Origin of the sequence: Pseudomonas sp. TWP3-1, assembly GCF_049896625.1 — a bacterium.
GTDB lineage: Bacteria > Pseudomonadota > Gammaproteobacteria > Pseudomonadales > Pseudomonadaceae > Aquipseudomonas.
On the sequence record NZ_JAFCUQ010000014.1, the window covers coordinates 148,073 to 170,987 of the forward strand.

The 22,915-nt window shown below is 60.1% G+C and carries 19 protein-coding genes; 15 read left to right on the plus strand and 4 right to left on the minus strand.

Annotated elements, in window-relative coordinates:
* Nucleotides 1-59: 59 nt before the first annotated feature.
* Both ACP7BN_RS19495 and ACP7BN_RS19500 read left to right on the plus strand, forming a co-directional pair.
* Nucleotides 60-461, plus strand: a complete 402-nt coding sequence (locus ACP7BN_RS19495) for a lysozyme inhibitor LprI family protein (protein ID WP_426205700.1) — start codon at nucleotides 60-62, stop codon at nucleotides 459-461.
* Between the two features lie 47 nt (nucleotides 462-508).
* Nucleotides 509-925 (plus strand): DUF3010 family protein, encoded by a 417-nt coding sequence (locus ACP7BN_RS19500; RefSeq protein ID WP_426205701.1) that lies wholly within the window; start codon nucleotides 509-511, stop codon nucleotides 923-925.
* A gap of 139 nt (nucleotides 926-1,064) precedes the next feature.
* Here the strand turns inward: ACP7BN_RS19500 and ACP7BN_RS19505 are convergent, their stop codons facing one another.
* Nucleotides 1,065-2,009: a GlxA family transcriptional regulator gene (locus ACP7BN_RS19505; protein WP_426205702.1), complete on the minus strand. Its 945-nt coding sequence runs from the start codon at nucleotides 2,007-2,009 to the stop codon at nucleotides 1,065-1,067.
* Between the two features lie 206 nt (nucleotides 2,010-2,215).
* Here ACP7BN_RS19505 and ACP7BN_RS19510 point away from each other — a divergent pair, with 206 nt between their 5' ends.
* The 5 genes from ACP7BN_RS19510 to ACP7BN_RS19530 all read left to right on the plus strand — a co-directional run bounded on the left by ACP7BN_RS19510 (nucleotide 2,216) and on the right by ACP7BN_RS19530 (nucleotide 6,430).
* Nucleotides 2,216-3,160 carry a choline ABC transporter substrate-binding protein gene (locus ACP7BN_RS19510; protein WP_420647286.1) on the plus strand — a complete coding sequence of 315 codons (945 nt, stop codon included), beginning with the start codon at nucleotides 2,216-2,218 and terminating at the stop codon, nucleotides 3,158-3,160.
* Nucleotides 3,161-3,292: 132 nt separating this feature from the next.
* Nucleotides 3,293-4,180 carry a 3-keto-5-aminohexanoate cleavage protein gene (locus tag ACP7BN_RS19515; RefSeq protein WP_426205703.1) on the plus strand — a complete coding sequence of 296 codons (888 nt, stop codon included), beginning with the start codon at nucleotides 3,293-3,295 and terminating at the stop codon, nucleotides 4,178-4,180.
* Between the two features lie 171 nt (nucleotides 4,181-4,351).
* Nucleotides 4,352-5,317 carry an L-carnitine dehydrogenase gene (locus ACP7BN_RS19520; protein ID WP_426205704.1) on the plus strand — a complete coding sequence of 322 codons (966 nt, stop codon included), beginning with the start codon at nucleotides 4,352-4,354 and terminating at the stop codon, nucleotides 5,315-5,317.
* 115 nt (nucleotides 5,318-5,432) lie between these two features.
* Nucleotides 5,433-5,909 carry a thioesterase family protein gene (locus tag ACP7BN_RS19525; RefSeq protein WP_426205705.1) on the plus strand — a complete coding sequence of 159 codons (477 nt, stop codon included), beginning with the start codon at nucleotides 5,433-5,435 and terminating at the stop codon, nucleotides 5,907-5,909.
* A 257-nt stretch (nucleotides 5,910-6,166) separates the two neighbouring features.
* Nucleotides 6,167-6,430 carry a hypothetical protein gene (locus tag ACP7BN_RS19530; protein ID WP_426205706.1) on the plus strand — a complete coding sequence of 88 codons (264 nt, stop codon included), beginning with the start codon at nucleotides 6,167-6,169 and terminating at the stop codon, nucleotides 6,428-6,430.
* Nucleotides 6,431-6,559: 129 nt separating this feature from the next.
* Here ACP7BN_RS19530 and ACP7BN_RS19535 read toward each other — a convergent pair whose 3' ends face one another.
* Both ACP7BN_RS19535 and ACP7BN_RS19540 read right to left on the minus strand, forming a co-directional pair.
* On the minus strand, nucleotides 6,560-7,663 hold the full coding sequence (locus ACP7BN_RS19535) for a GlxA family transcriptional regulator (protein WP_426205707.1): 1,104 nt from the start codon (nucleotides 7,661-7,663) through the stop codon (nucleotides 6,560-6,562).
* Between the two features lie 540 nt (nucleotides 7,664-8,203).
* The gene (locus tag ACP7BN_RS19540; protein ID WP_426205708.1) at nucleotides 8,204-9,580 is read right to left on the minus strand and encodes an L-serine ammonia-lyase; all 1,377 of its coding nucleotides are present in this window, start codon (nucleotides 9,578-9,580) and stop codon (nucleotides 8,204-8,206) included.
* Between the two features lie 433 nt (nucleotides 9,581-10,013).
* Here ACP7BN_RS19540 and ACP7BN_RS19545 point away from each other — a divergent pair, with 433 nt between their 5' ends.
* From ACP7BN_RS19545 to choV, 3 genes are all read left to right on the plus strand, one after another.
* Nucleotides 10,014-10,961 carry a choline ABC transporter substrate-binding protein gene (locus ACP7BN_RS19545; RefSeq protein ID WP_420647293.1) on the plus strand — a complete coding sequence of 316 codons (948 nt, stop codon included), beginning with the start codon at nucleotides 10,014-10,016 and terminating at the stop codon, nucleotides 10,959-10,961.
* A 76-nt stretch (nucleotides 10,962-11,037) separates the two neighbouring features.
* Nucleotides 11,038-11,883 (plus strand): choline ABC transporter permease subunit, encoded by an 846-nt coding sequence (choW, locus tag ACP7BN_RS19550; protein ID WP_420647294.1) that lies wholly within the window; start codon nucleotides 11,038-11,040, stop codon nucleotides 11,881-11,883.
* Complete coding sequence (gene choV / locus ACP7BN_RS19555) at nucleotides 11,880-13,058, plus strand: choline ABC transporter ATP-binding protein (RefSeq protein WP_426205709.1); 1,179 nt, start codon at nucleotides 11,880-11,882, stop codon at nucleotides 13,056-13,058. The genes choW and choV overlap by 4 nt, the downstream gene beginning before the upstream one ends.
* A 231-nt stretch (nucleotides 13,059-13,289) precedes the next feature.
* Here choV and ACP7BN_RS19560 read toward each other — a convergent pair whose 3' ends face one another.
* A complete protein-coding gene (locus tag ACP7BN_RS19560; protein ID WP_426205716.1) occupies nucleotides 13,290-15,230 on the minus strand; it encodes a BCCT family transporter in 1,941 nt (646 codons plus the stop codon).
* Between the two features lie 379 nt (nucleotides 15,231-15,609).
* On the opposite strand from ACP7BN_RS19560, the gene betI reads away from it, so the two are divergent.
* The 5 genes from betI (at nucleotide 15,610) to ACP7BN_RS19585 (ending at nucleotide 22,784) form a co-directional block, all read left to right on the plus strand.
* Nucleotides 15,610-16,203 carry a transcriptional regulator BetI gene (gene betI / locus ACP7BN_RS19565; RefSeq protein ID WP_420647296.1) on the plus strand — a complete coding sequence of 198 codons (594 nt, stop codon included), beginning with the start codon at nucleotides 15,610-15,612 and terminating at the stop codon, nucleotides 16,201-16,203.
* 108 nt (nucleotides 16,204-16,311) lie between these two features.
* On the plus strand, nucleotides 16,312-17,784 hold the full coding sequence (betB, locus tag ACP7BN_RS19570; RefSeq protein ID WP_426205710.1) for a betaine-aldehyde dehydrogenase: 1,473 nt from the start codon (nucleotides 16,312-16,314) through the stop codon (nucleotides 17,782-17,784).
* A 180-nt stretch (nucleotides 17,785-17,964) separates the two neighbouring features.
* Nucleotides 17,965-19,668 carry a choline dehydrogenase gene (betA, locus tag ACP7BN_RS19575; RefSeq protein WP_426205711.1) on the plus strand — a complete coding sequence of 568 codons (1,704 nt, stop codon included), beginning with the start codon at nucleotides 17,965-17,967 and terminating at the stop codon, nucleotides 19,666-19,668.
* Between the two features lie 336 nt (nucleotides 19,669-20,004).
* Entirely contained in the window at nucleotides 20,005-21,447 is a 1,443-nt protein-coding gene (locus ACP7BN_RS19580) for a TldD/PmbA family protein (protein WP_426205712.1), read from the plus strand.
* On the plus strand, nucleotides 21,447-22,784 hold the full coding sequence (locus ACP7BN_RS19585) for a TldD/PmbA family protein (protein WP_426205713.1): 1,338 nt from the start codon (nucleotides 21,447-21,449) through the stop codon (nucleotides 22,782-22,784). The genes ACP7BN_RS19580 and ACP7BN_RS19585 overlap by 1 nt, the downstream gene beginning before the upstream one ends.
* Nucleotides 22,785-22,915 lie beyond the last annotated feature (131 nt).

Here is a 22,915-nt window from a genome sequence, read left to right on the forward strand (position 1 = left end):
TCCTTGGGCCAGAATCTCCCGCATCTTGGATACATCACCGGATTAGAGCGGCGACCTCAATGAAATCGATCTTCCTGGCCCTGACACTGATTGCGACCGGCGTACACGCCGCCGAAGAGTCCGACAACAACCCGTGCGACGCGGTCGAAAACGACGTGCAGACCCTGGAATGCTCGACCTACAGCCGCACCACCGCCGAAGACCTGCTCAAAGACAACTACGCAAGCCTGGCCGAGCGCATGCAGACCGCCTACGGCAAAAACCCGACGCAACTGGCCGACATCAACGCAAAAATCAAAACCGCCCAGCAACAATGGCTGAAAACCCGCGACGCCGATTGCGCGGTAGAAGCCTTCCCGGCGACGGACGGCAGCAAGGCATTCAAGATTGCGCAGAATGATTGCGTGGCCCGCATGAGCGATGAGCGGTCGGAGTTTTTGGAGTCGATTGGGCAGGAGTGAGTGCTTGAGCTGTAAGCTGCACCTCTTCACCCAAAAAAGGGATTCTCATGAACATCTGCGGCATCGAAATCAAAGGCAGTGAAGCGATCATCGCCGTGGCCTCGCTCGACGGTTCGACCTTGAGCCATGTCGCCTTGAGCACCAAGAAAATCGCCCTCGACGATGACGACGAAGCGGCCAACGTCAAACGCTTCGCGGCGCAGGTGGCGTCGTTTGTGCGTGAGAATTCGATTGACCGGATCGCGATCAAGAAGCGCAGCAAGAAGGGTGAGTTTGCCGGCGGGCCAACCACGTTCAAGATTGAGGGTGTGTTTCAGTTGCTCGATGGTTGTGAGGTGACGTTGCTGTCACCGCAGACGATCAATGCGCAGGCCAAGAAGCACAATTTCGACCTGCCGGGGACGTTGAACAAGTATCAGCATGAGGCTTACAAGGCTGCTTGCTCGGCGTTGGTGAAGAAGTAAACCGAATCACGACGTCACATTAAAACCTGTGGGAGCGGGCTTGCCCGCGATGGCGGTGTGTCAGTCGGTATCAATGTTGGATGTGCCGGCCTCATCGCGGGCAAGCCCGCTCCCACAGGTTCTTGTGGTGACGTCGAAATCAGGCCTGCGCGATTCGTCGGTCTTCGCGTGGGCAGCGGGCAAATTTCGCCCGATAGCTGCGGGTGAAGTAGGACGGTGATTCAAACCCGCAGGCGATGCTCACTTCAAGCACGCTCATATCGGTCTGACGCAGCAACTGCCGGGCCTTTTCCAGGCGTAAGCGCAGGTAGAAGTTGCTTGGCGTGTCGTTCAGATGCAGGCGAAACAAGCGCTCCAGTTGCCGCCGCGTGACCTTGATCGATTCCGCCAGTTGCAGCGTGCTCAGCGGCGGCTCGCTGTGTTGCTCCATCTCGCCGATCACCTGCACCAGTTTCTTGTTGTTGATGCCGTAGCGGGTGGCGACTTCCATGCGCTGGTGGTCTTTGCGTGGTCGGATGCGCCCGAGCACGAACTGTTCGCTTACCTCGATGGCCAGTTGCGGACCGTGGGCCTGGGCGATCAGATCCAGCATTAAATCGATGGAAGCAGTGCCGCCGGCCGAGGTGATGCGTCGGCGATCGATTTCGAACAATTCCTGGGTGACGCTGAGCTGTGGATAAGACTCCTTGAAGGCGTCGATGGCTTCCCAATGGAGGGTCAGGCGATGGCCGTCGAGCAAACCGGCTTCAGCGAGGACGAAGCTGCCGGTGTCGATGGCGCCGAGGGTCACGCCTTCGTTGTCGAGGCGACGCAGCCAATGCTCCAGCGCCGGAGTGGCAAATTTCAGCGGTTCGAAACCGGCGACCACCAGTAACGTCGCGCCTTTCTTCAACGGTTCCAGCGCCGCATCAGCGTTGACCGACATGCCATTGCTCGCCAACACCGCTCCACCGTCGGCACTCAGTACATGCCAGCGATACAACTCGCCGCGAAAACGGTTGGCCACCCGCAGCGGCTCGATGGCGGAGATGAAGCCGATGGCGGAAAACCCTGGCAGCAACAGAAAGTAGAAATCCTGGGACATGGCGCGCACTCGATTCGCGGGTAACGAGAGGGAGGGTAGCGTGCAACGTTGATACGCCAGTTGCGAGCGGCATTCAAGGGTGCAGGTCGCTACAGTGCAATTGCCGGTCGCCGTAGTGCGTTTGCACGACGCACTGGCTGCGTAACTTTGCATCACCGGCACGCAGATGCCGGAACTCACAATAACGACCTGCCGAGGAACCCGACATGAAACGACTGATCAGCAGCTGTGTTCTTGCACTCAGTGGTACCGCGTTTTTTAGCGCCAGCGTTATCGCCGCCGAACCCGCCTCGTGCAAAAACGTACGCATGGGCGTGGTCAACTGGACCGACGTGATCGCCACCAGCGCCATGACCCAGGTTCTGCTCGACGGCCTCGGCTACAACACCAAACAAACCAGCGCGTCCCAGCAAATCATCTTCGCCGGGATTCGCGATCAGCGGCTGGATCTGTTCCTTGGCTACTGGAACCCGCTGATGACTCAAACCATCACCCCGTTCGTCGACGCCAACCAGGTCAAAGTCCTCGAAGCGCCAAGCCTGAAAGACGCGCGCGCCACTCTCGCTGTGCCGACTTATCTGGCCGACAAGGGCCTGAAGACTTTTGCCGATATCGCCAAGTTTGAAAAAGAACTCGGCGGCAAGATCTACGGCATCGAGCCAGGCTCGGGCGCCAATACCCAGATCAAAGCGATGATCGCCAAGAACCAGTTCGGCCTCGGCAAATTCCAACTGGTCGAGTCGAGTGAGGCCGGCATGCTTGCCGCCGTGGATCGCGCGGTACGCCGCAAGGAGGCTGTGGTGTTCTTCGGCTGGGCGCCGCACCCGATGAACGTCAACGTGCAGATGACGTATCTCACCGGCAGCGAAGACGCCCTCGGCCCGAACGAAGGCATGGCCACGGTGTGGACGGTCACCTCGCCGAAGTACGCCGAGCAGTGCCCGAACATCGGTCGCTTGCTGACCAATCTGACGTACACCGCCGAAGACGAGAGCCGCATGATGCAGCCGCTGCTCGATCATAAAGACGCCTTTGAGTCGGCCAGGCAATGGCTCAAGGATCACCCGCAGGACAAGCAGCGCTGGCTCGAAGGCGTGACCACTTTCGACGGCAAACCAGCGGCGGAAAACCTGCAACTGACCACCAAGTAACCCTCGATTTAAGAGCCCCTCACCCTAACCCTCCCGATACGTCGGACCGCCCGGAGGAAGAGGGGACTCACGACGCTTCGCAGACCCAGCCGGGCTGCGGACAGACCCGACACGCCTGAAGGAAACCGCCTCATGAACCACGACGTCATCATCACCTGCGCACTCACCGGTGCTGGCGACACGACCGGCCGCAGCCCGCACGTGCCGGTCACCCCGAAACAGATCGCCGCTGCGGCGGTGGAAGCGGCCAAGGCTGGCGCCACGGTTGTGCATTGCCATGTACGCGATCCGCAGACCGGCAAGTTCAGCCGCGACGTCGCGCTGTACCGCGAAGTCATGGAGCGCATTCGCGAGGCTGACGTCGACATCATCGTCAACCTGACTGCCGGCATGGGCGGCGACCTGGAAATCGGCGCCGGCGAGAACCCGATGGAGTTCGGCCCGAACACCGATCTGGTCGGCCCGCTGACCCGCCTCGCACATGTCGAAGAACTGCTGCCGGAAATCTGCACGCTGGATTGCGGCACGCTGAACTTCGGCGATGGCGACACCATTTACGTCTCGACCCCGGCGCAACTGCGCGCCGGCGCCAAACGCATTACCGAACTCGGTGTGAAAGCCGAGCTGGAAATTTTCGACACCGGTCATCTGTGGTTTGCCAAGCAGATGATCAAGGAAGGCTTGCTCGACAATCCGCTGTTCCAGCTGTGCCTGGGCATCCCCTGGGGCGCGCCGGCGGACACCACCACCATGAAAGCCATGGTCGACAACTTGCCGGCTGACGCGGTGTGGGCGGGTTTCGGTATCGGCCGGATGCAGATGCCGATGGCGGCGCAAGCGGTGCTGCTCGGCGGCAACGTGCGGGTCGGGCTGGAGGACAACCTGTGGCTGGACAAGGGTGTGCTGGCGACCAACGGCCAACTGGTCGAACGCGCCAGCGAAATCCTCAGCCGCCTCGGCGCCCGCGTTTTGACCCCAGCTGAAGGCCGCAAAAAAATGGGCCTGACCCAACGCGGCTGAACCTCATAACTGCGCCCCTTTTGGAACCGAATTTGTGGCGAGGGGATTTATCCCCGTTGGGGCGCGCAGCGGCCCTGAAATTTTACGACTGCTGCGCAGCCGAACGGGGATAAATCCCCTCGCCACAGTGACTGTGTTCCACCAGAAATCAGCGATTTACAGGAAGTCACCATGAGCTTTATCACCGAAATCAAAACCTTCGCCGCACTCGGCAGCGGTGTCATCGGCAGCGGCTGGGTCGCCCGCGCCCTCGCCCATGGCTTGGATGTGGTGGCGTGGGACCCGGCGCCGGGCGCTGAAGCGGCGCTGCGCAAACGCGTGGCCAATGCCTGGGGCGCGCTGGAGAAAAATGGCCTGGCGCCGGGTGCGTCGCAAGATCGCCTGCGCTTTGTCTCGACCATTGAAGAGTGCGTACGTGATGCAGATTTCATCCAGGAAAGCGCCCCCGAACGTCTCGAGCTGAAACTGGATCTGCACAGCAAAATCAGCGCAGCAGCCAAACCCAATGCTTTGATCGGCTCGAGTACTTCTGGCCTGTTGCCGAGCGAGTTTTACGAGAGCTCCACTCATCCGGAACGCTGCGTGGTCGGGCATCCGTTCAACCCGGTTTACCTGCTGCCGCTGGTGGAAGTGGTCGGCGGCAAAAACACCGCGCCTGAGGCAGTGCAAGCGGCGATGAAAGTCTACGAATCCCTCGGCATGCGCCCGCTGCATGTGCGCAAGGAAGTGCCAGGGTTTATTGCCGACCGTTTGCTCGAAGCGCTGTGGCGTGAGGCGCTGCATCTGGTCAATGACGGCGTGGCGACCACCGGTGAGATTGACGATGCGATCCGCTTTGGCGCGGGTTTGCGCTGGTCATTCATGGGCACGTTTTTGACTTATACGCTGGCGGGTGGCGATGCAGGGATGCGGCACTTCATGTCGCAGTTCGGTCCGGCATTACAGTTGCCGTGGACGTATCTGCCGGCGCCGGAGCTGACGGACAAGTTGATTGATGATGTGGTGGACGGGACCAGTGAGCAGTTGGGTGAGCGCAGCATTTCGGCGTTGGAGCGCTATCGTGATGATTGCCTGCTCGCAGTGCTTGAGGCGGTGAAGACCACCAAGCAAAAGCACGGCATGGCATTCAGCGAGTAATCGACCTGCAGGACCGGCTCCCACACTGGATGGCTGAACCACACAACTCCAATGTGGGAGCTAGCCTGCTAGCGATGGCGGCAGCCCAATCACAATCAGTTCTGGATCAGCCGATATGCCCAAGTTAACCACCTACCAAACCAAAATCATCCCCGACTGGGTCGACTACAACGGCCACCTGCGCGACGCCTTTTACCTGCTGATTTTCAGCTACGCCACCGACGCCCTGATGGATCGCCTCGGCATGGACAGCAGCAACCGCGAAGCCAGCGGCAACTCGCTGTTCACCCTCGAACTGCACCTCAACTACCTGCACGAAGTAAAACTCGACGCCGAGGTCGAAGTGCGCACGCAAATCATCGGCCACGACCAGAAACGCCTGCACCTCTACCACAGCCTGCATCTGGCGGGTGGCGACAAGGAATTGGCCGGCAACGAACAAATGCTCCTGCACGTCGACCTCGCAGGGCCGCGCTCGGCGCCCTTCAGTCCAGAAACCCTGAGCCGACTGCAAGCCATCGTCGCCGAGCAGTCCGACCTGCCTGCCCCCGCTTATATCGGCCGGGTTATCGCCCTGCCGCCACCGCGATAAACGCAGACAAAAAAAGCCCCGAGACCAGCCGTGACTGGATCGGGGCGAACATACCTTTGAGGAGCTGGCGCGGCGAGGGTGACCAAACCTTCGTGAAGCGAGCTGGGCCCAGTGTGCCGATTCCCCTCCCCGGCGAGTTAGCCGAAAACGACCTGTTCATAGCCGTCGCAGCCACTGCGACAAAACGCCCTTGCCGTCACCACGTACGACTACCAGAATCGAGCCACGACCTCCGATGCCGAAGAAGGATTTGCGTGATGATGTACGCCGATTTGATTGACCAGGAAGATCTGTTGGGCCAGCTCAAGTCGCTGGGTTTCGAAGTGCCGTCCGGCGCCACGGCCGAGCAGGCCTGCGAGTACGCGGTGCGCGGTCTGGATGATGTGCGGGCGAATACCCTGCGCACGATGGTCAAGCAGATGTACACCAGCAGCGCGACGATTTTGCCGGCGGTGCGTGAGGCGTTCGATAAACAGTTGTTGCCGGCGTTGGCGCAGTACCAACAGACCCGTAGCGCCTGACAGTCCGTCATCGCTGGCAAGTCGAGTCGTCGAACCGCAGCTCCCACAGTGACTAGTGTCGTTCACAGAATTTGTGTTCAACACAGAAACCTGTGGGAGCTGGCTTGCCAGCGATAAAGCCAGCTCGGTCTAGAGCCTTACACTGGCAAAAGTCGACTCATTGCGCGCCTGACTCAACGCCGACATCGGCCCCGACAGCGGCGCCAGCACCAACGCTTGCGGCAGCGGCAACATCGCCACTTGCTGGGTAGTGTTGGAGCCAACGCGTTCGTCACGCGGCGGAATGCCGAAGTATTCGCGGTAGCACTTGGAGAAGTGCGGTGTCGAGACGAAGCCGCAGACCGAGGCCACTTCGATGATCGACATCGGCGTTTGCTTGAGCAACTGCCGCGCACGAATCAGCCGCAGTTTGAGGTAATAACGCGACGGCGAGCAGTGCAGGTATTTCTGGAACAGCCGCTCGAGTTGACGACGCGACACGGCGACGTAAACCGCCAGTTCGTCGAGGTCGATTGGCTCTTCGAGGTTGGCTTCCATCAGCGCAACGATTTCCTGCAACTTCGGCTGATTGGTACCGAGCATGTGCTTGAGCGGCACACGCTGGTGATCCTGCTCGTTACGGATGCGTTCATAGACGAACATCTCCGAGATCGCGGCGGACAGTTCACGCCCGTGATCGCGGCTGATCAAGTGCAGCATCATGTCCAGTGGCGCGGTGCCGCCGGAGCTGGTGAAACGGTTGCGGTCGAGGGTGAACAAACGCGTGCTCATCGCCACGCGCGGAAAAGCTTCCTGCATCGCCGCCAGGCATTCCCAGTGCACGCTGCAATCAAAACCGTCGAGCAGACCGGCGCAAGCCAAAGCCCAGCTGCCAGTGCACACGGCACCGAGACGCTTGGATTGACGCGCCTGGCTTTGCAGCCACGAGACGTGTTCACGGGTAACGGTGCGCTGAATACCGATCCCGCCGCAGACGATGATGGTGTCGAGCGCCGGGGCTTTGTGCATGGAGGCGTCGGGGGTGATCTGCAGGCCGTCACTGGCCCAGACTTGCCCGCCATCGACGGTGAGGGTGGTCCAGCGATACAACTCGCGACCGGACAGCTGATTCGCCATGCGCAGCGGTTCGACTGCGGAAGCCAGGGAAATCAGCGTGAAATTGTCCAGCAGCAGAAAGCCGATGGATTGAGGCGCACGGTTCTGGGGTTGGGCCCCGGAGTTGAACGTCGTCATCGCGGTATCTCCTCACACAAAGCGGGTGATGGCCTCAGGCGGAGGCTCTTGTTATTGCCATCGTTCTCGCGTGGGAGACGGGCTTTGTTATGACAGAGCAATTGCCATGCCTGAAATTGAATGGCCGTTCAATAACTCCTGAAAACGACGTCGCGAGGCGTCTATACAAGATGCCGGACGAGGGGTATTTCGAAGTGCCATCAACCGCAGCGGGCGCCCTGTCCCAAAGCCTGTGAGCATATCGGTAGCACTTTTGGGAACAGGCTTGGTGCGATTGTCGGACAGTGTCACCAGAGGCACAGGGGACGGGCGGTAGCGGCGTGCAGCAGGCGCTGGCAGTGGGAAAGGCTCTTATCTGATTGCGACGCGCCAAAACGTGGCGCGTTTTGATTCGGGTGTGCACTTAGCGCGCAGTTTTGACTGGTCTGGCCCAATCGCTGGCAAGCCAGCTCCCACAAGGATCTTCAGTGGTTTGAAGAAATCAGCAACACCGCAGAACCTGTGGGAGCTGGCTTGCCAGCGATTGGGGCCAACCCGGTCTCAGCACTCAACAGCACTGACCGCCAACCCACCCCGCGATGTCTCCTTATATTTGTCATGCATATCAGCGCCGGTATCACGCATGGTGCGGATCACCCGGTCCAGCGAAATAAAGTGCTGACCATCCCCACGCAAGGCCATCTGCGCCGCGTTGATCGCCTTCACCGCCGCAATCGCGTTGCGCTCGATGCATGGCACTTGCACCAGACCGCCAACTGGATCGCAGGTCAGCCCGAGGTTATGTTCCAGGCCGATTTCCGCTGCGTTGCACAACTGTTCCGGCGTCGCGCCAAGAATCTCTGCCAACCCCGCCGCCGCCATCGCGCAGGCCGAGCCGACTTCGCCCTGACAACCCACTTCAGCGCCGGAGATCGAAGCGTTCTTCTTGCACAGAATCCCTACCGCTGCGGCTCCCAATAAATAGTCGACCACGTTGGCGTCAGTCACCGCTTCGCTGAATTTCATGAAGTAGTGCAACACCGCCGGAATGATCCCCGCCGCGCCATTGGTCGGCGCCGTGACCATGCGCCCACCGGCAGCGTTCTCTTCGTTGACGGCAAGGGCGAACAGATTTACCCACTCCATGGCGCTGAGGGTCGAGCCAATCACGTTGGGCTTGCCAAGTTCCTGAAGACTGCGATGCAACTTCGCCGCTCGACGGCGCACATTGAGTCCACCGGGCAGGATGCCTTCGTGCTTGAGGCCCTGTTCCACACAATCCTGCATCGCTCGCCAGAGCTTCATCAGCCCGGCGCGGATTTCTTCCTCGCTGCGCCAGACCTTTTCGTTGGCCATCATCAATTCGGCGACGCGCAGATTGTTGCGCTTGCACAGCTCCAACAGCTCGACCGCGCTGGAAAAGTCGTAAGGCAATTCAGTGCGATCCAGATCCACCACGCCGCTGGAAGCCTGCGCCTCATCCACGACAAATCCGCCACCGACTGAGTAGTAAGTGTCGCTATGCAGCTCACCGTGATCACCCTCGGCAATCAGGCGCATGGCGTTGGGGTGGAACGGCAGGTTTTCATCGATCAGGCGCATGTCGCGCGCCCAGACGAAAGGCACCGACAAACGACCGTCCAATAAAAGAGTGTGGGTTTCGCGCAGCGCCTGAATCCGCGGGGCGATCTGCGATGGATCGATCGCGTCCGGCCACTCGCCCATCAGGCCCATGATCACCGCGTTGTCGCTGCCGTGACCGATACCGGTAGCCGACAACGAACCGAACAGTTGCACCTCGACCCTGCGCACCTGTTCCAGTTGATGCCGGTCGCGCAGTGCTTCGACGAACAGCGCGGCGGCGCGCATCGGGCCGACGGTGTGCGAGCTGGATGGCCCGATGCCGATTTTGAACAGGTCGAACACGCTGATAGCCATTACTGCAGGACTCCTGAAGATGCCGGTTCGGGGCGGGGAGCGCCCGCTGGCGGAGCTGCTACGCTCAAGCTGCGATCCGCCAGGATGGCCGCATCATCAGGCTTTTGGTCACTCGCCCGGCGTCTGACACCGACGCACTCATGTCCACCAGCGCCGCGCCGTTTTTACCGAAGTTTTTCGCCGTTTTATGCGGTGCAGTCGGGCAAATCGAGCGAAAAAAAGCTGTAAACGACGTCACCGACACTGGATGCGACCATCCCTGTACTGGATACGACGCACCCTGTAGGCGTCAGATTTTCACTGGTACATGATCGTATCGACTCGATTGCAAGGCGCTGCGGTAGAGCTGTCTCCAGAACGCCATCCAACCGCAACCCATAAGTGCGGTGGTCCAGTCGGAACACTGCCAAAAAAAACACCAAGGAGTCCATCCATGAAAGGTTCCCCGTCGTTGTTGTTGGCCGCCATGCTGAGTCTGCCGTTGCTGGCTCAAGCCGCAGAGCCGGCACAGTGCAGTACCGTTAATTTCTCCGATGTCGGCTGGACCGACATCACCGCCACCACCGCCACCACTTCCGTGGTGCTCAACGCCCTCGGCTACAAGACCAAGACCACCATGATCTCCGTGCCCGTGACCTACAAGTCGCTGGCCGACGGCAAGAACATGGACGTGTTCCTCGGCAACTGGATGCCGACCATGGAAAACGACATCAAGGCCTACCGCGAGGCCGGCACCGTGGAAACCGTGCGCACCAACCTCAAGGGCGCCAAATACACACTCGCCGTCCCGCAAGCCCTATACGACAAAGGTCTGCATGACTTCGCCGACATCGCCAAATTCAAGAAAGAACTCGACGGCAAGATCTACGGGATCGAGCCGGGCAACGACGGCAACCGTCTGATCCAGAGCATGATCGACAAGGATGCCTTCGGCCTGAAGACCGCCGGTTTTAAAGTCGTCGAGTCCAGTGAAGCAGGCATGCTGTCGCAGGTTGACCGGGCTTCGCGTCGCGGTACCGAAGTGGTGTTCCTCGGCTGGGCGCCGCACCCGATGAACAAGCGCTTCAAGATCCAGTACCTGACCGGCGGCGACGAGTTCTTCGGCCCGGATTTCGGCGCAGCCACCGTAGCGACCAACACCCGCAAGGGCTACGCCGAGGAATGCAGCAACGTTGGCCAATTGCTGAAAAACCTTGAGTTCACGGTCGACATGGAAAGCGAACTGATGGGCAACATCCTCGACGACAAAATGAAGCCTGACGCGGCCGCCAAGGCCTGGCTGAAAAACAATCCACAGGTACTCGAAACCTGGCTCGCCGGCGTGACCACCATTGACGGTAAACCTGGCCTGGAAGCCGTGAAAGCCAAGCTGGCGCCTTGAATTCAGGAGCATCGCTTATGCCGGACGGCTTCGGCTGTCCGGGCTGTTTTTTCCTCGCATGCGGACGTTCAATACCATGCTGATTGATCAGAAAATCCCTTTAGGCCAGTACATCGCGGGCTTCGTTGAATGGTTGACGCAACACGGCGCCAACACCTTCGACGCAATCGCCGTGACACTGGAAACGATGATCCACGGCGTGACGTTTGCGCTCACCTGGTTCAACCCTTTTGTCTTGATCGGCCTCATCGCCCTGCTCGCGCATTTCATCCAGCGCAAGTGGGGACTGACGGTATTCGTCATCGCCTCCTTTCTGCTGATCCTCAATCTGGGGTATTGGCAGGAGACCATGGAAACTCTCGCCCAGGTGCTGTTCGCCACCTTCGTGTGCGTGCTGATCGGCGTGCCGTTAGGCATCGTCGCCGCGCACAAACCGATGTTCTACACCATGATGCGGCCGGTACTCGATCTGATGCAGACCGTACCGACCTTCGTTTACCTCATTCCTACCCTGACCCTCTTCGGGCTGGGTGTGGTGCCGGGCCTGATCTCCACGGTGGTGTTCGCCATCGCCGCGCCGATCCGCCTGACCTACCTGGGCATCCGCGATGTCCCGCAAGAACTGATGGACGCCGGCAAGGCCTTCGGCTGCTCGCGTCGCCAACTGCTCTCACGGATCGAACTGCCACACGCCATGCCGAGCATCGCAGCCGGCATCACCCAGTGCATCATGCTGTCGCTGTCGATGGTGGTGATCGCGGCACTGGTGGGCGCCGACGGACTCGGCAAACCGGTGGTCAACGCACTGAACACTGCTGATATCGCCCTGGGCTTCGAAGCGGGCCTGGCGATCGTACTGCTGGCGATCATGCTCGACCGTATCTGCAAACAACCCGACGCTAAAGCAGGGGGTGACGCATGAGCATTATTCGCTTCGAAGACGTCGACGTGATCTTCACCAAAGATCCGCGCGAAGCACTGAAACTTCTCGATCAAGGCTTGACCCGCAGTGAGATCCTGAAAAAGACCGGGCAGATCGTCGGCGTGGAAAAGGCCAGCCTCGATATCAACAAAGGCGAGATCTGCGTGCTGATGGGCCTGTCCGGCTCCGGCAAGTCGAGTCTGCTGCGCTGCATCAACGGCCTCAACACCGTAAGCCGCGGCAAGCTGTTCGTCGAACACGAAGGCAAGCAGATCGATATCGCGTCCTGCACCCCGGCCGAGCTGAAAATGATGCGCACCAAACGCATCGCCATGGTCTTTCAGAAGTTCGCGCTGATGCCGTGGCTGACGGTGCGCGAGAACATCAGTTTCGGTCTGGAAATGCAGGGTCGCCCGGAAAAAGAACGGCGCAAACTGGTCGACGAAAAACTCGAACTGGTCGGCCTGACCCAATGGCGCAACAAGAAACCCGACGAACTCTCTGGCGGCATGCAGCAACGTGTGGGCCTGGCCCGTGCGCTGGCGATGGACGCCGATATTCTGCTGATGGACGAACCGTTTTCGGCACTTGATCCGCTGATCCGCCAAGGCCTGCAGGACGAACTGCTGGAACTGCAACGCAAACTGAACAAGACCATTGTGTTCGTGAGTCACGATCTCGATGAGGCTCTCAAACTGGGTAGCCGCATCGCGATCATGAAGGACGGGCGGATCATCCAGTACAGCGTGCCGGAAGAGATCGTTCTCAACCCTGCGGACGATTATGTGCGGACCTTCGTCGCGCACACCAATCCACTCAACGTGCTGTGCGGGCGCAGCCTGATGCGCACGCTGGACAACTGCAAACGCATCAACGGTTCAGTGTGCCTCGATCCGGGCGGTGATTCGTGGCTGGACCTGGCGGAAGGCAACACCATCAAAGGCGCACGGCAGAACGGCGTGGCGCTGGACTTGCAGAACTGGGCACCGGGCCAGGCGGTTGAAGGCCTGGAGCGCAGGCCAACGTTGGTGGACTCCAATATCGGCATGCGCGATGCGTTGCAGATTCGTTATCAGACCGGCAACAAACTGGTGCTGCATGACAACAATCATGTGGTGGGGATCTTGGGCGACAGCGAGTTGTATCACGCGTTGCTGGGCAAGAACCTCGGTTAAGGCGGGATAAAAAAGGGATCGCGGTGAGCGATCCCTTTTTTATTGGGTCAGGGAAAAGAGCCCCTCACCCTAACCCTCTCCCGGAGGGAGAGGGGACTGACCAAGTTGTACTTCCAAGCTACATCGACCTGAATTATCGAGTCGAACTCAGGCCTTGAAGATCACGACGATCTGCTCCCTCTCCTCCCTCTCCCTTAGGGAGAGGGCTGGGGTGAGGGGTAGCCCTTGATCTTAGCTATACACCCGGCCAAGGAGTTGCCGATGGCTTTCAAACTGATCGAGCACATCCCGTGTGATCTGATCCTGGGTGAAGCCCATCAGGTCGTAGTCCTGACTGCCGTTGTGCAGATACACCTCGGCGCGGTAGTAGCGCTGGCGCTCCTCATCGGACTGCGCCGATTCAGTCGGGGTCGCCAGATAGCCATCGAGGCTCACTTCGTAAACGAAAGGGTTGCCCTCTTCCATCTCGACGCGTACGCCCATGCAGCGCTTGGATTTACCCAACAGCGTCTGCACTTCCAGACCCTGTGCACGCATCTGCGCGGTCGCATCTTCCAGCGCCGGGCTGACGTGTTTGTCCATGAAGCGCTGCACCACCGCTTGGCTCGGTTGCAGATCCAGTTGCGTCAGACGCTCACTGAAACCACGACGACCACGTTCAGCCAGTTGCGCCTGTTCCTGCTCGACTTGCACGTCCAGACGCATCTGCTTGTGCAGGCCGAACATGAAGAACACCAGCACCACCGAGAACGGCAGACCGGCCAGCACCACCATGGTTTGCATGGCTTCGAAGTTACCGGCGAACAGCAGGCCGATGGTCACCAGCGTGATCACGGCCGACCAGAAAATCCGCAGCCAGTGCGGCGCATCTTCGTCGACGTTGCCGCCCTTGCACGAAAGGTTCGCCATCATCACCGCGCCAGAATCCGCCGGGGTCAGGAACAGCACGAAACCAACAAAGATCGACACACCGATGACAATCTTCGACGCCGGGTAATGCTCAAGCAGTTGGTAGATCGCCATCGACGGTTGTTCCAGCGCCGTCTTGCCGAGCTCCACCGCCCCATGGTTCATCACCAGGTCCAGCGCCGAGTTACCGAAGATCGACAGCCAGGCCAAGGTGAAGCCCAGCGGAATCAGGAGCACGCCGGCCACCAGTTCACGCACGGTACGACCACGGGAAATCCGCGCGATGAACATGCCGACGAATGGGGCCCAGGAAATCCACCAGGCCCAGTAGAACAGAGTCCACAGACCCATCCAGCGTTCAGACTTCTCGCCGCTGCCTTCGTACACATACAGGTCGAAGGTTTTCAGCACGATGCCGTTCAGGTAGTCACCGATGTTCTGCACGAAGCCGTTGAGCAGGTGCAGGGTCGGGCCGAACAGCAGGACAAAAATCAGCAGGCCGCTGAACAGCACGATGTTCAGGTTGGACAGACGACGGATGCCGTTTTCCACGCCGGACACGGCAGCGATGGTCGCCACGGTGCTCATCACGATGATCACGATCAGCAGGTTGGTGTTGCTGTGTTCCATGCCGAACAGGTTTTCCAGCCCCGACGACACTTGCAGCGACCCAATCCCCAGATTGGTCACCAGCCCCAGCAGGGTCACGAACATGCCGAAGCCGTCCACCGCGTGCCCGGCCGCGCCTTTGACCCAGCGCTCGCCGACCAGCGGATACAGCGCCGAACGCAAGGCCAGCGGCTGGTTGTGGCGGTAAGCAAAATACGCCACGGCCAGACCGACCAGTGCGTAGATCGCCCAGCCGTGCAGGCCCCAGTGCAGGAACGTCAGTTGCACCGCCTGACGCGCAGCGAGGTTGCTGCCGGCCACGCCTTCCGGCGGATTGAAGTAGTGATCCAGTGGCTCGGATGCGCCGAAGTACAACAGCGAAATACCGATACCCGACGAGAACAGCATCCCCGCCCAGGCGCCGTAACTGAAATCCGGGGTGTCGTCCTTGCTGCCCAGTTTGAGTTTGCCGTACGAGGAAAACGCCAGACCCACGACGAATACCAGATAGGCGGCAATCACCACCATGTAGTACCAGCCGAAGCTGCGCGACAACCAGGCCTGAGCCACTCCCAACATTCTGCCGGCCTCTTGCGGGGCGATGATCAGAATGGCGGTCAACAACAGAATCAGCGCGGTAGAGGTGTAGAACACCCAACCGTTGACCGTCACCTTCTCGGGCGGGGTCTTTATAAGAGAGGCAGAACTCATGGCACAAATGCTCCAGGCAGTGCGAGAGAAGAACACAAGGCAACACGGGCACCCGACCAATCGGTTAGTTGGCAGCCGACCAGCGGGTGATATAAAGACACCGCGAAAAACCCGAAGCCCCAGAAACGCCGTGGCGTATAGGTTTCGAGCCGATTTAGATGTCGGATACTCGCCATTTACACGTAGGAAAAACCTGTAGGTAGCGACGATTTGTCGCAGATCTTATTCTTTGTTGATTGAACGTTCAATCAAAACAAAATAGACTGGCCGTCAATCCGATGAGCGTTGATCGCCCCTCGGAAGGCCTAAGGAGATGTGCAAGATGCCCAAGGTCGGTATGCAACCCATCCGCCGCCAACAGTTGATCGAAGCCACATTGCTGGCGGTTGATCAGGTCGGCATGGGGGACGCCAGCATTGCGCTGATCGCCCGTTTGGCCGGTGTCTCGAATGGCATCATCAGTCACTATTTTCAGGACAAGAATGGCCTGATCGCCGCCACGATGCGGTATCTGATGAACGTCCTCAGCGAGAACGTCACCGCGCGTCGTCAGGCGCTGACAGATGACAGCCCACGGGCGCATCTGCAGGTGATCATCGAAGGCAACTTCGACGCCAGCCAGGTCAATGGACCGGCAATGAAAACCTGGCTGGCCTTCTGGGCCACCAGCATGCATCAGCCGTCATTGCACAGGTTGCAGCGGATCAACGATCACCGTCTGTATTCCAACCTGTGCTGCGAGTTCCGCCGGGTGTTGCCGCTCGAAGATGCGCGCAGCGCCGCCCGGGGACTGGCAGCTCTGATCGACGGTTTGTGGTTGCGCGGCGCGCTGTCGGGAGACGCTTTCGACACCGAGCAGGCGCAACAGATCGCTTACGAATACATGGATTTCCAATTGGCCAAGCAGGTGAGCTAGAGCACAGAGAAAACGCTCGGCCCCTGAACTGTCACCGACCAGCGATGCCACAGCTGTATGGCTCACCCGGTGACCAACGCCAACCACTTATGCTCTTGCGAGGACACTATGGCCCGTTTCGAACTGCAAAAACTCTACATTGATGGCGCGTACTCCGATGCCAGCAGCGACGCCACCTTCGAAGCCATCAACCCGGCTAACGGTGAAGTCCTCGCACAAGTACAACGTGCGACCAAGGAAGACGTCGAGCGCGCTGTGGTCAGCGCCGAAAAGGGCCAGAAAATCTGGGCTGCGATGACCGCCATGGAGCGTTCGCGCATCCTGCGTCGTGCCGTCGACATCCTGCGCGAGCGCAACGATGAACTGGCTGCTCTGGAAACTCTGGACACCGGTAAAGCGTTCTCCGAAACCAAGTACGTCGACATCGTGACCGGCGCTGACGTGCTGGAATACTACGCAGGCCTGGTGCCAGCCATCGAAGGCGAGCAGATCCCGCTGCGTGACACCGCATTCGTCTACACCCGTCGCGAGCCGCTGGGCGTGGTTGCCGGTATCGGCGCGTGGAACTACCCGATCCAGATCGCTCTGTGGAAATCCGCTCCAGCGCTGGCCGCCGGTAACGCGATGATCTTCAAGCCAAGCGAAGTCACCTCGTTGACCACGCTGAAACTGGCTGAAATCTACACCGAAGCTGGCGTTCCGGCTGGCGTGTTCAACGTTCTGACCGGCAGCGGCCGTGAAGTCGGCACTTGGCTGACCGAGCACCCGCGCATCGAGAAGATCTCCTTCACCGGCGGCACCGACACCGGCAAGAAAGTCATGGCCAGCGCTTCGGCATCCTCGCTGAAAGACGTGACCATGGAACTCGGTGGCAAGTCGCCGCTGATCATCTTCGACGACGCCGATCTGGATCGCGCCGCCGACACCGCGATGATGGCCAACTTCTACAGCTCCGGTCAGGTCTGCACCAACGGCACTCGCGTGTTCGTACCGAGCCACCTGAAAGCCGCTTTCGAAGCCAAGATCGCTGAGCGCGTTGCGCGCATCCGCATCGGCAACCCGGAAGACGAGAACACCAACTTCGGCCCGCTGGTCAGCTTCGCCCACATGGAAAGCGTGCTCGGTTACATCGCCATAGGTAAAGAACAAGGTGCCCGCGTCCTGTGCGGCGGCGAGCGTCTGACCGACGGCGAGTTCGCCAAAGGCGCGTTCGTGGCTCCAACCGTGTTCACTGACTGCACCGACGACATGACCATCGTCCGCGAAGAAATCTTTGGCCCGGTCATGGCGATCCTGTCGTACGAAACCGAAGAAGAAGTGATCCGCCGCGCCAACGACACCGACTTCGGCCTGGCCGCCGGTGTGGTCACCAAAGACCTGAACCGCGCCCACCGCGTGATTCATCAACTGGAAGCCGGTATCTGCTGGATCAACGCCTGGGGCGAGTCCGACGCAAAAATGCCGGTTGGCGGTTACAAGCAGTCGGGCGTTGGCCGTGAGAACGGCATCAGCTCGCTGAACAACTTCACCCGCATCAAATCGGTACAGGTCGAGCTGGGCGATTACGTCTCGGTGTTCTAAGACCCGAGATTTGCGTTGCCCGCGAAGGCCTCTTCGCGGGCAAGCCCGCTCCCACAGGTTTGGAGTCGTCCGTCAAATCTGTGGCAGCCCCCAATCCTTGTGGGAGCTGGCTTGCCAGCGATTCGAGTGCGCAGCACTCGCCGAGGTCTGACCTGACCACTATCAAAGAGGGTGCATCCAATGTCCCAAGAATTCGATTACATCATCATCGGTGCCGGCTCGGCCGGTAACACCCTGGCGACCCGTCTGACTGAAGACGAAGGCGTCACCGTTTTGCTGCTCGAAGCAGGCGGCCCGGATTATCGTCTCGACTTCCGCACGCAAATGCCCGCTGCACTGGCATTCCCGCTGCAAGGCCGTCGTTACAACTGGGCTTACGAAACCGATCCAGAGCCACACATGGACGGCCGCCGGATGGAATGCGGTCGCGGCAAAGGCCTCGGCGGTTCCTCGCTGATCAACGGCATGTGCTACATCCGTGGCAACGCGATGGACTACGACGGCTGGTCGAAACTGCCAGGTCTGGAAGACTGGAGCTACCTCGACTGCCTGCCGTACTTCCGCAAAGCGGAAACCCGTGACATTGGCCCGAACGATTACCACGGCGGCGAAGGCCCGGTCAGCGTGACCACGCCGAAGGCTGGCAACAACCCGCTGTTCCACGCCATGGTTGAAGCCGGCGTGCAGGCCGGTTACCCGCGCACCGAAGACTTGAACGGCTACCAGCAAGAAGGCTTCGGCCCGATGGACCGCACCGTGACGCCGAACGGCCGTCGTGCTTCCACCGCCCGTGGTTACCTCGACACGGCGAAAAAGCGTTCGACCCTGACCATCGTCACCCACGCCCTGACCGACAAGATTCTGTTCGAAGGCAAGCGTGCGACCGGCGTGCGTTACCTGATCGGCGCCGCCGAAGAACGCGTTGAAGCCCGCGCACGCAAAGAAGTGCTGCTGTGCTCCGGCGCCATCGCTTCGCCGCAGATTCTGCAACGTTCCGGTGTCGGCCCTGCCGCACTGCTGAACCAGCTCGACATTCCGGTGGTTCACGATCTGCCGGGCGTGGGTGAAAACCTGCAGGATCACCTTGAGCTGTACCTGCAATACGCCTGCACTCAGCCAGTTTCTCTGTACCCGTCGCTGCTCTGGTACAACCAGCCGGCCATCGGTGCCGAGTGGCTGTTCAACGGCACCGGTATCGGCGCCAGCAACCAGTTCGAGGCCGGCGGTTTCATCCGTTCGCGTCCGGAATTCGAATGGCCGAACATTCAGTACCACTTCCTGCCGGTCGCGATTAACTACAACGGCAGTAACGGTGTGAAAGAGCACGGTTTCCAGGCGCACATGGGCTCCATGCGTTCGCCAAGCCGTGGTCGCATCCAGGCCAAGTCGAAAGACCCGCGCGAGTACCCGAGCATCCTGTTCAACTACATGGCCACCGAGCAGGACTGGCAGGAATTCCGCGACGGCATCCGCCTGACCCGTGAAATCATGCAGCAGCCAGCACTGGACCAATTCCGTGGCCGCGAAATCAGCCCGGGCATCGACGTGCAAACCGATGAGCAGCTGGACAAGTTCATCCGTGAACACGCCGAAACCGCGTTCCACCCGTCCTGCTCGTGCAAGATGGGCACCGACGAGATGGCGGTCGTGGACGGCGAAGGTCGCGTGCATGGCATGCAGGGTCTGCGAGTGGTCGATGCTTCGATCATGCCGATCATCACCACCGGCAACCTGAACGCGCCGACGATCATGATCGCCGAGAAAATCGCCGACAAGATCCGTGGCCGTCAGCCACTGCCGCGCAGCACCGCGCCGTACTACGTCGCGGGCGATGCGCCGGTGAAAGGCAAGCCGATGCGTGATATCACGCCTGCTGCTCAGTAAGATCGTTACACCGCGTCAAGGCTAATCGCTGGCAAGCCAGCTCCCACAGGGTTTTGTGTCGTTCACAAATCTTGTGGGAGATGGCTTACCTGCTCCAACAGTGATTTGTGTTGTTCACAGATGTTGTGATCACCAAAAAAACCTGTGGGAGCTGGCTTGCCAGCGATGAGGCCCTCACATTCTGCGAAAATCCCCCAGCTCCACAGTAAAACCTCCTACACCCCCTCTTCACTTGATCCTACCCCCACGCAGGCCTACTCTAGACCTCGCGCAATCGTTTCACCCCTTCCCCGCCGAACCGCATCGCCGCTACTCCCATTACACGGAGGTTCCTGAATGTTCGATTTCCACCCCCAGCTCAAGCAGCGCTTTGCTGCCTTGCGCACGGGCGCTGAATTTTTTTCCCTGCGGTATGTACGCGAGTCCGGCCAGTTCCTGTCGGTGCGCAAGAACGTCGCCGAACCGCCGAGCCTGAGCCGTGACGAAGGTGCGATGCTCACCGTGCGCGTCAATGGCGTCGAAGCCTACGCCGCGACCAATGATCTGTCGCTGCAAGGCCTGCAAGCCGCCCTCGAACGCGCCGAACAGCAGGCCCGCCGGCTCAAACCGCACGCCTTGCTCGATCTGCGCGAGCAGCCGGTTTCAAGCGACCGCGCTGATTACTTTTCACCCAATCTCGAACAAGCCTTCCCGTCCCTGAGCGATTGCTACGAGCTGCTCGGCAAAGAATCCGCCTCGGTGCCAAAGGATGAGCGCCTGGTGAATTGGGAAGTCAGCGTCGGTATCACCAATGTCGAGCAGATCTATCTGAGCAGCGCCGGGGCAGAACTGCGCCGAGCCCAGCGCTTCGTCTATCCAAGCCTCGACGTCACGGCATATGACGGCAACGACAGCCAGACCCGCAGCCTCGGCCGCGAGAACTTCGGCCAGCAGGGCGGCGCAGACGTGATCAGTCGTTGTGGTCTGGTCGGCGCCGGACCGCAAGTCGCCGATCAGGCACTGCAACTGCTGCTCGCACCGAACACCCCGCAAGGCCCGCGCGACCTGCTGCTGATGCCCGATCAAATGATGTTGCAGATCCACGAGTCCATCGGCCACCCGCTGGAACTCGACCGGATTCTCGGCGATGAACGCAATTACGCCGGCACCAGTTTCGTCAAGGCGTCCGATTTCGGCAGCCTGCAATATGGCTCGAAACTGCTCAACGTGACCTTCGATCCGGACATCCCGGAAGAACTCGCCAGCTACGGGCATGACGACGACGGCACCGCCGCGAGCAAGCAATTCCTGATTCGCGAAGGTCTGCTGTTGCGTCCTTTGGGCGGTGCGCTGTCGCAGTTCCGCGCCGGTCTCGACGGCGTGGCCAACAGCCGCGCCTGTGGCTGGAACCGTCCGCCGATCGACCGTATGGCCAACCTCAACATCGAGCCGGGCGACCGGTCGCTGGAGCAATTGATCGGCGGCATCGAGCACGGCATTCTGATGAGCACCAACCGCTCATGGTCGATTGACGATGCGCGCAACAAATTCCAGTTCGGCTGCGAATGGGGCCAGTTGATCGAGAACGGCGAACTCAAAGGCGTGGTGAAAAACCCGAATTACCGGGCGATTTCCGCGCACTTCTGGAAGAGCCTGCGCGCGGTCGGCGACGCCAACACCGTCAAGGTGCTGGGCACGCCGAACTGCGGCAAGGGCGAACCGAATCAGGTGATCCGCGTCGGCCACGCTTCGCCGGCCTGCGTGTTCAGCAACGTTGATGTGTTTGGGGGAGACGCCTGATGAGTACGGTAAAGAATCAGGCTGAGGCCTTTAAGGTTCTGGTGAACTGGCTGCGCGATGCGGTGCGCGAGCCGGAACAATTCACTGTCAGCTACGCCGCCGAGTCCTCGGCGTTCGTGCGCTTCAATCACGCCAAGGTGCGTCAGGCCGGGCAAGTGCAGCAGGCCGATATCGGTCTGAAACTGGTCGATGACGGGCGCCACGCTGATCTGCAAATCACCCTCTCCGGTGATCAGGACGCCGATCTGCAACGCCTCGCCGAAGGCCTGCAACAATTGCGCGAAACCCTGCCGTTGCTGCCGCAGGATCCGTACCTGCTGCTCAATCACAACGACTGGCAGAGCCAGAATGTGCAGGACATTCCACTGCCGGACACCGAGCAGGTTGTGGCGGAAATCGCCCAAGCCGCTGAAGGTCTGGACCTGGTCGGTTTCTATGCCGCCGGGCCGATCAGCCGTGGCTTTGCCAGTTCGGCGGGCGCGTTTGGCTGGCATCAGGCCAACAGTTTCAACTTCGACTTCAGCCTGTTCCACGAGAACGGCGAAGCGGTTAAAGCTAGCTACGCCGGGCATGACTGGAGCAGCGAGGGTTTCGCCCAGCGCTTCCAGCAGGCGCGCGAGCAACTGGAGTTTCTCGGTCGGCCGTTGCGCACCCTGGCGCCGGGGCAATACCGCGCTTATCTGGCACCTGCCGCGCTGGAAGAAATCATGGGCATGTTGTGCTGGGGCGGCTTCTCGGCGCAGTCGATTGCCAGCAAGAGCAGTCCGCTGCAAAAGCTGTATGTCGGCGATCAGTCGTTCAGTCCGCTGGTGTCGCTGGATGAGAAAGTCAGCGACTCGCTAAGCCCGGCATTCTCCGGCGAAGGTTATCCGCGCAGCGATCTGCGGCTGATCATCGAAGGCAAGGCCGGCGAGCAATTGGTCGGCTCGCGCAGCGCTGCCGAGTATGGCCTGACGGCTAACGGCGCCGGCGGCGGTGAAGCGCCGAGTGCGCTGAACATGGCCGCCGGTGATCTGCCGCAAGCGGAGATCCTCAAACAATTGGGCACCGGACTGTACATCAGCAACCTGTGGTACCTGAACTTCTCCGATCAGCCGGCGGCGCGTTTGACCGGGATGACCCGGTTTGCGACGTTCTGGGTCGAGAACGGCGAGATTCAAGCGCCGGTCAGCACCATGCGTTTTGATGACAGCGCTTACAGCCTGCTCGGTTCGCAGCTTGAGGCGTTGACGGCAGAGCGCGAGTTGTTGCTGTCGGCGAGTACTTATAGCCAGCGCAATACTTCGTCGGCGCTGCTGCCGGGCGCGCTGGTCAGCCGACTCACTTTGACCTTGTAACACCGCAAAACCTGTGGGAGCTGGCTTGCCAGCGATGAGCATTGGTATCTACACATCTAAGTTCTTCGGCTGGCCATCCAGCCGATGGCTTCTTTAGCAAAAGCCGCCAGCTCCTCTGGGGTGTGTTGCTC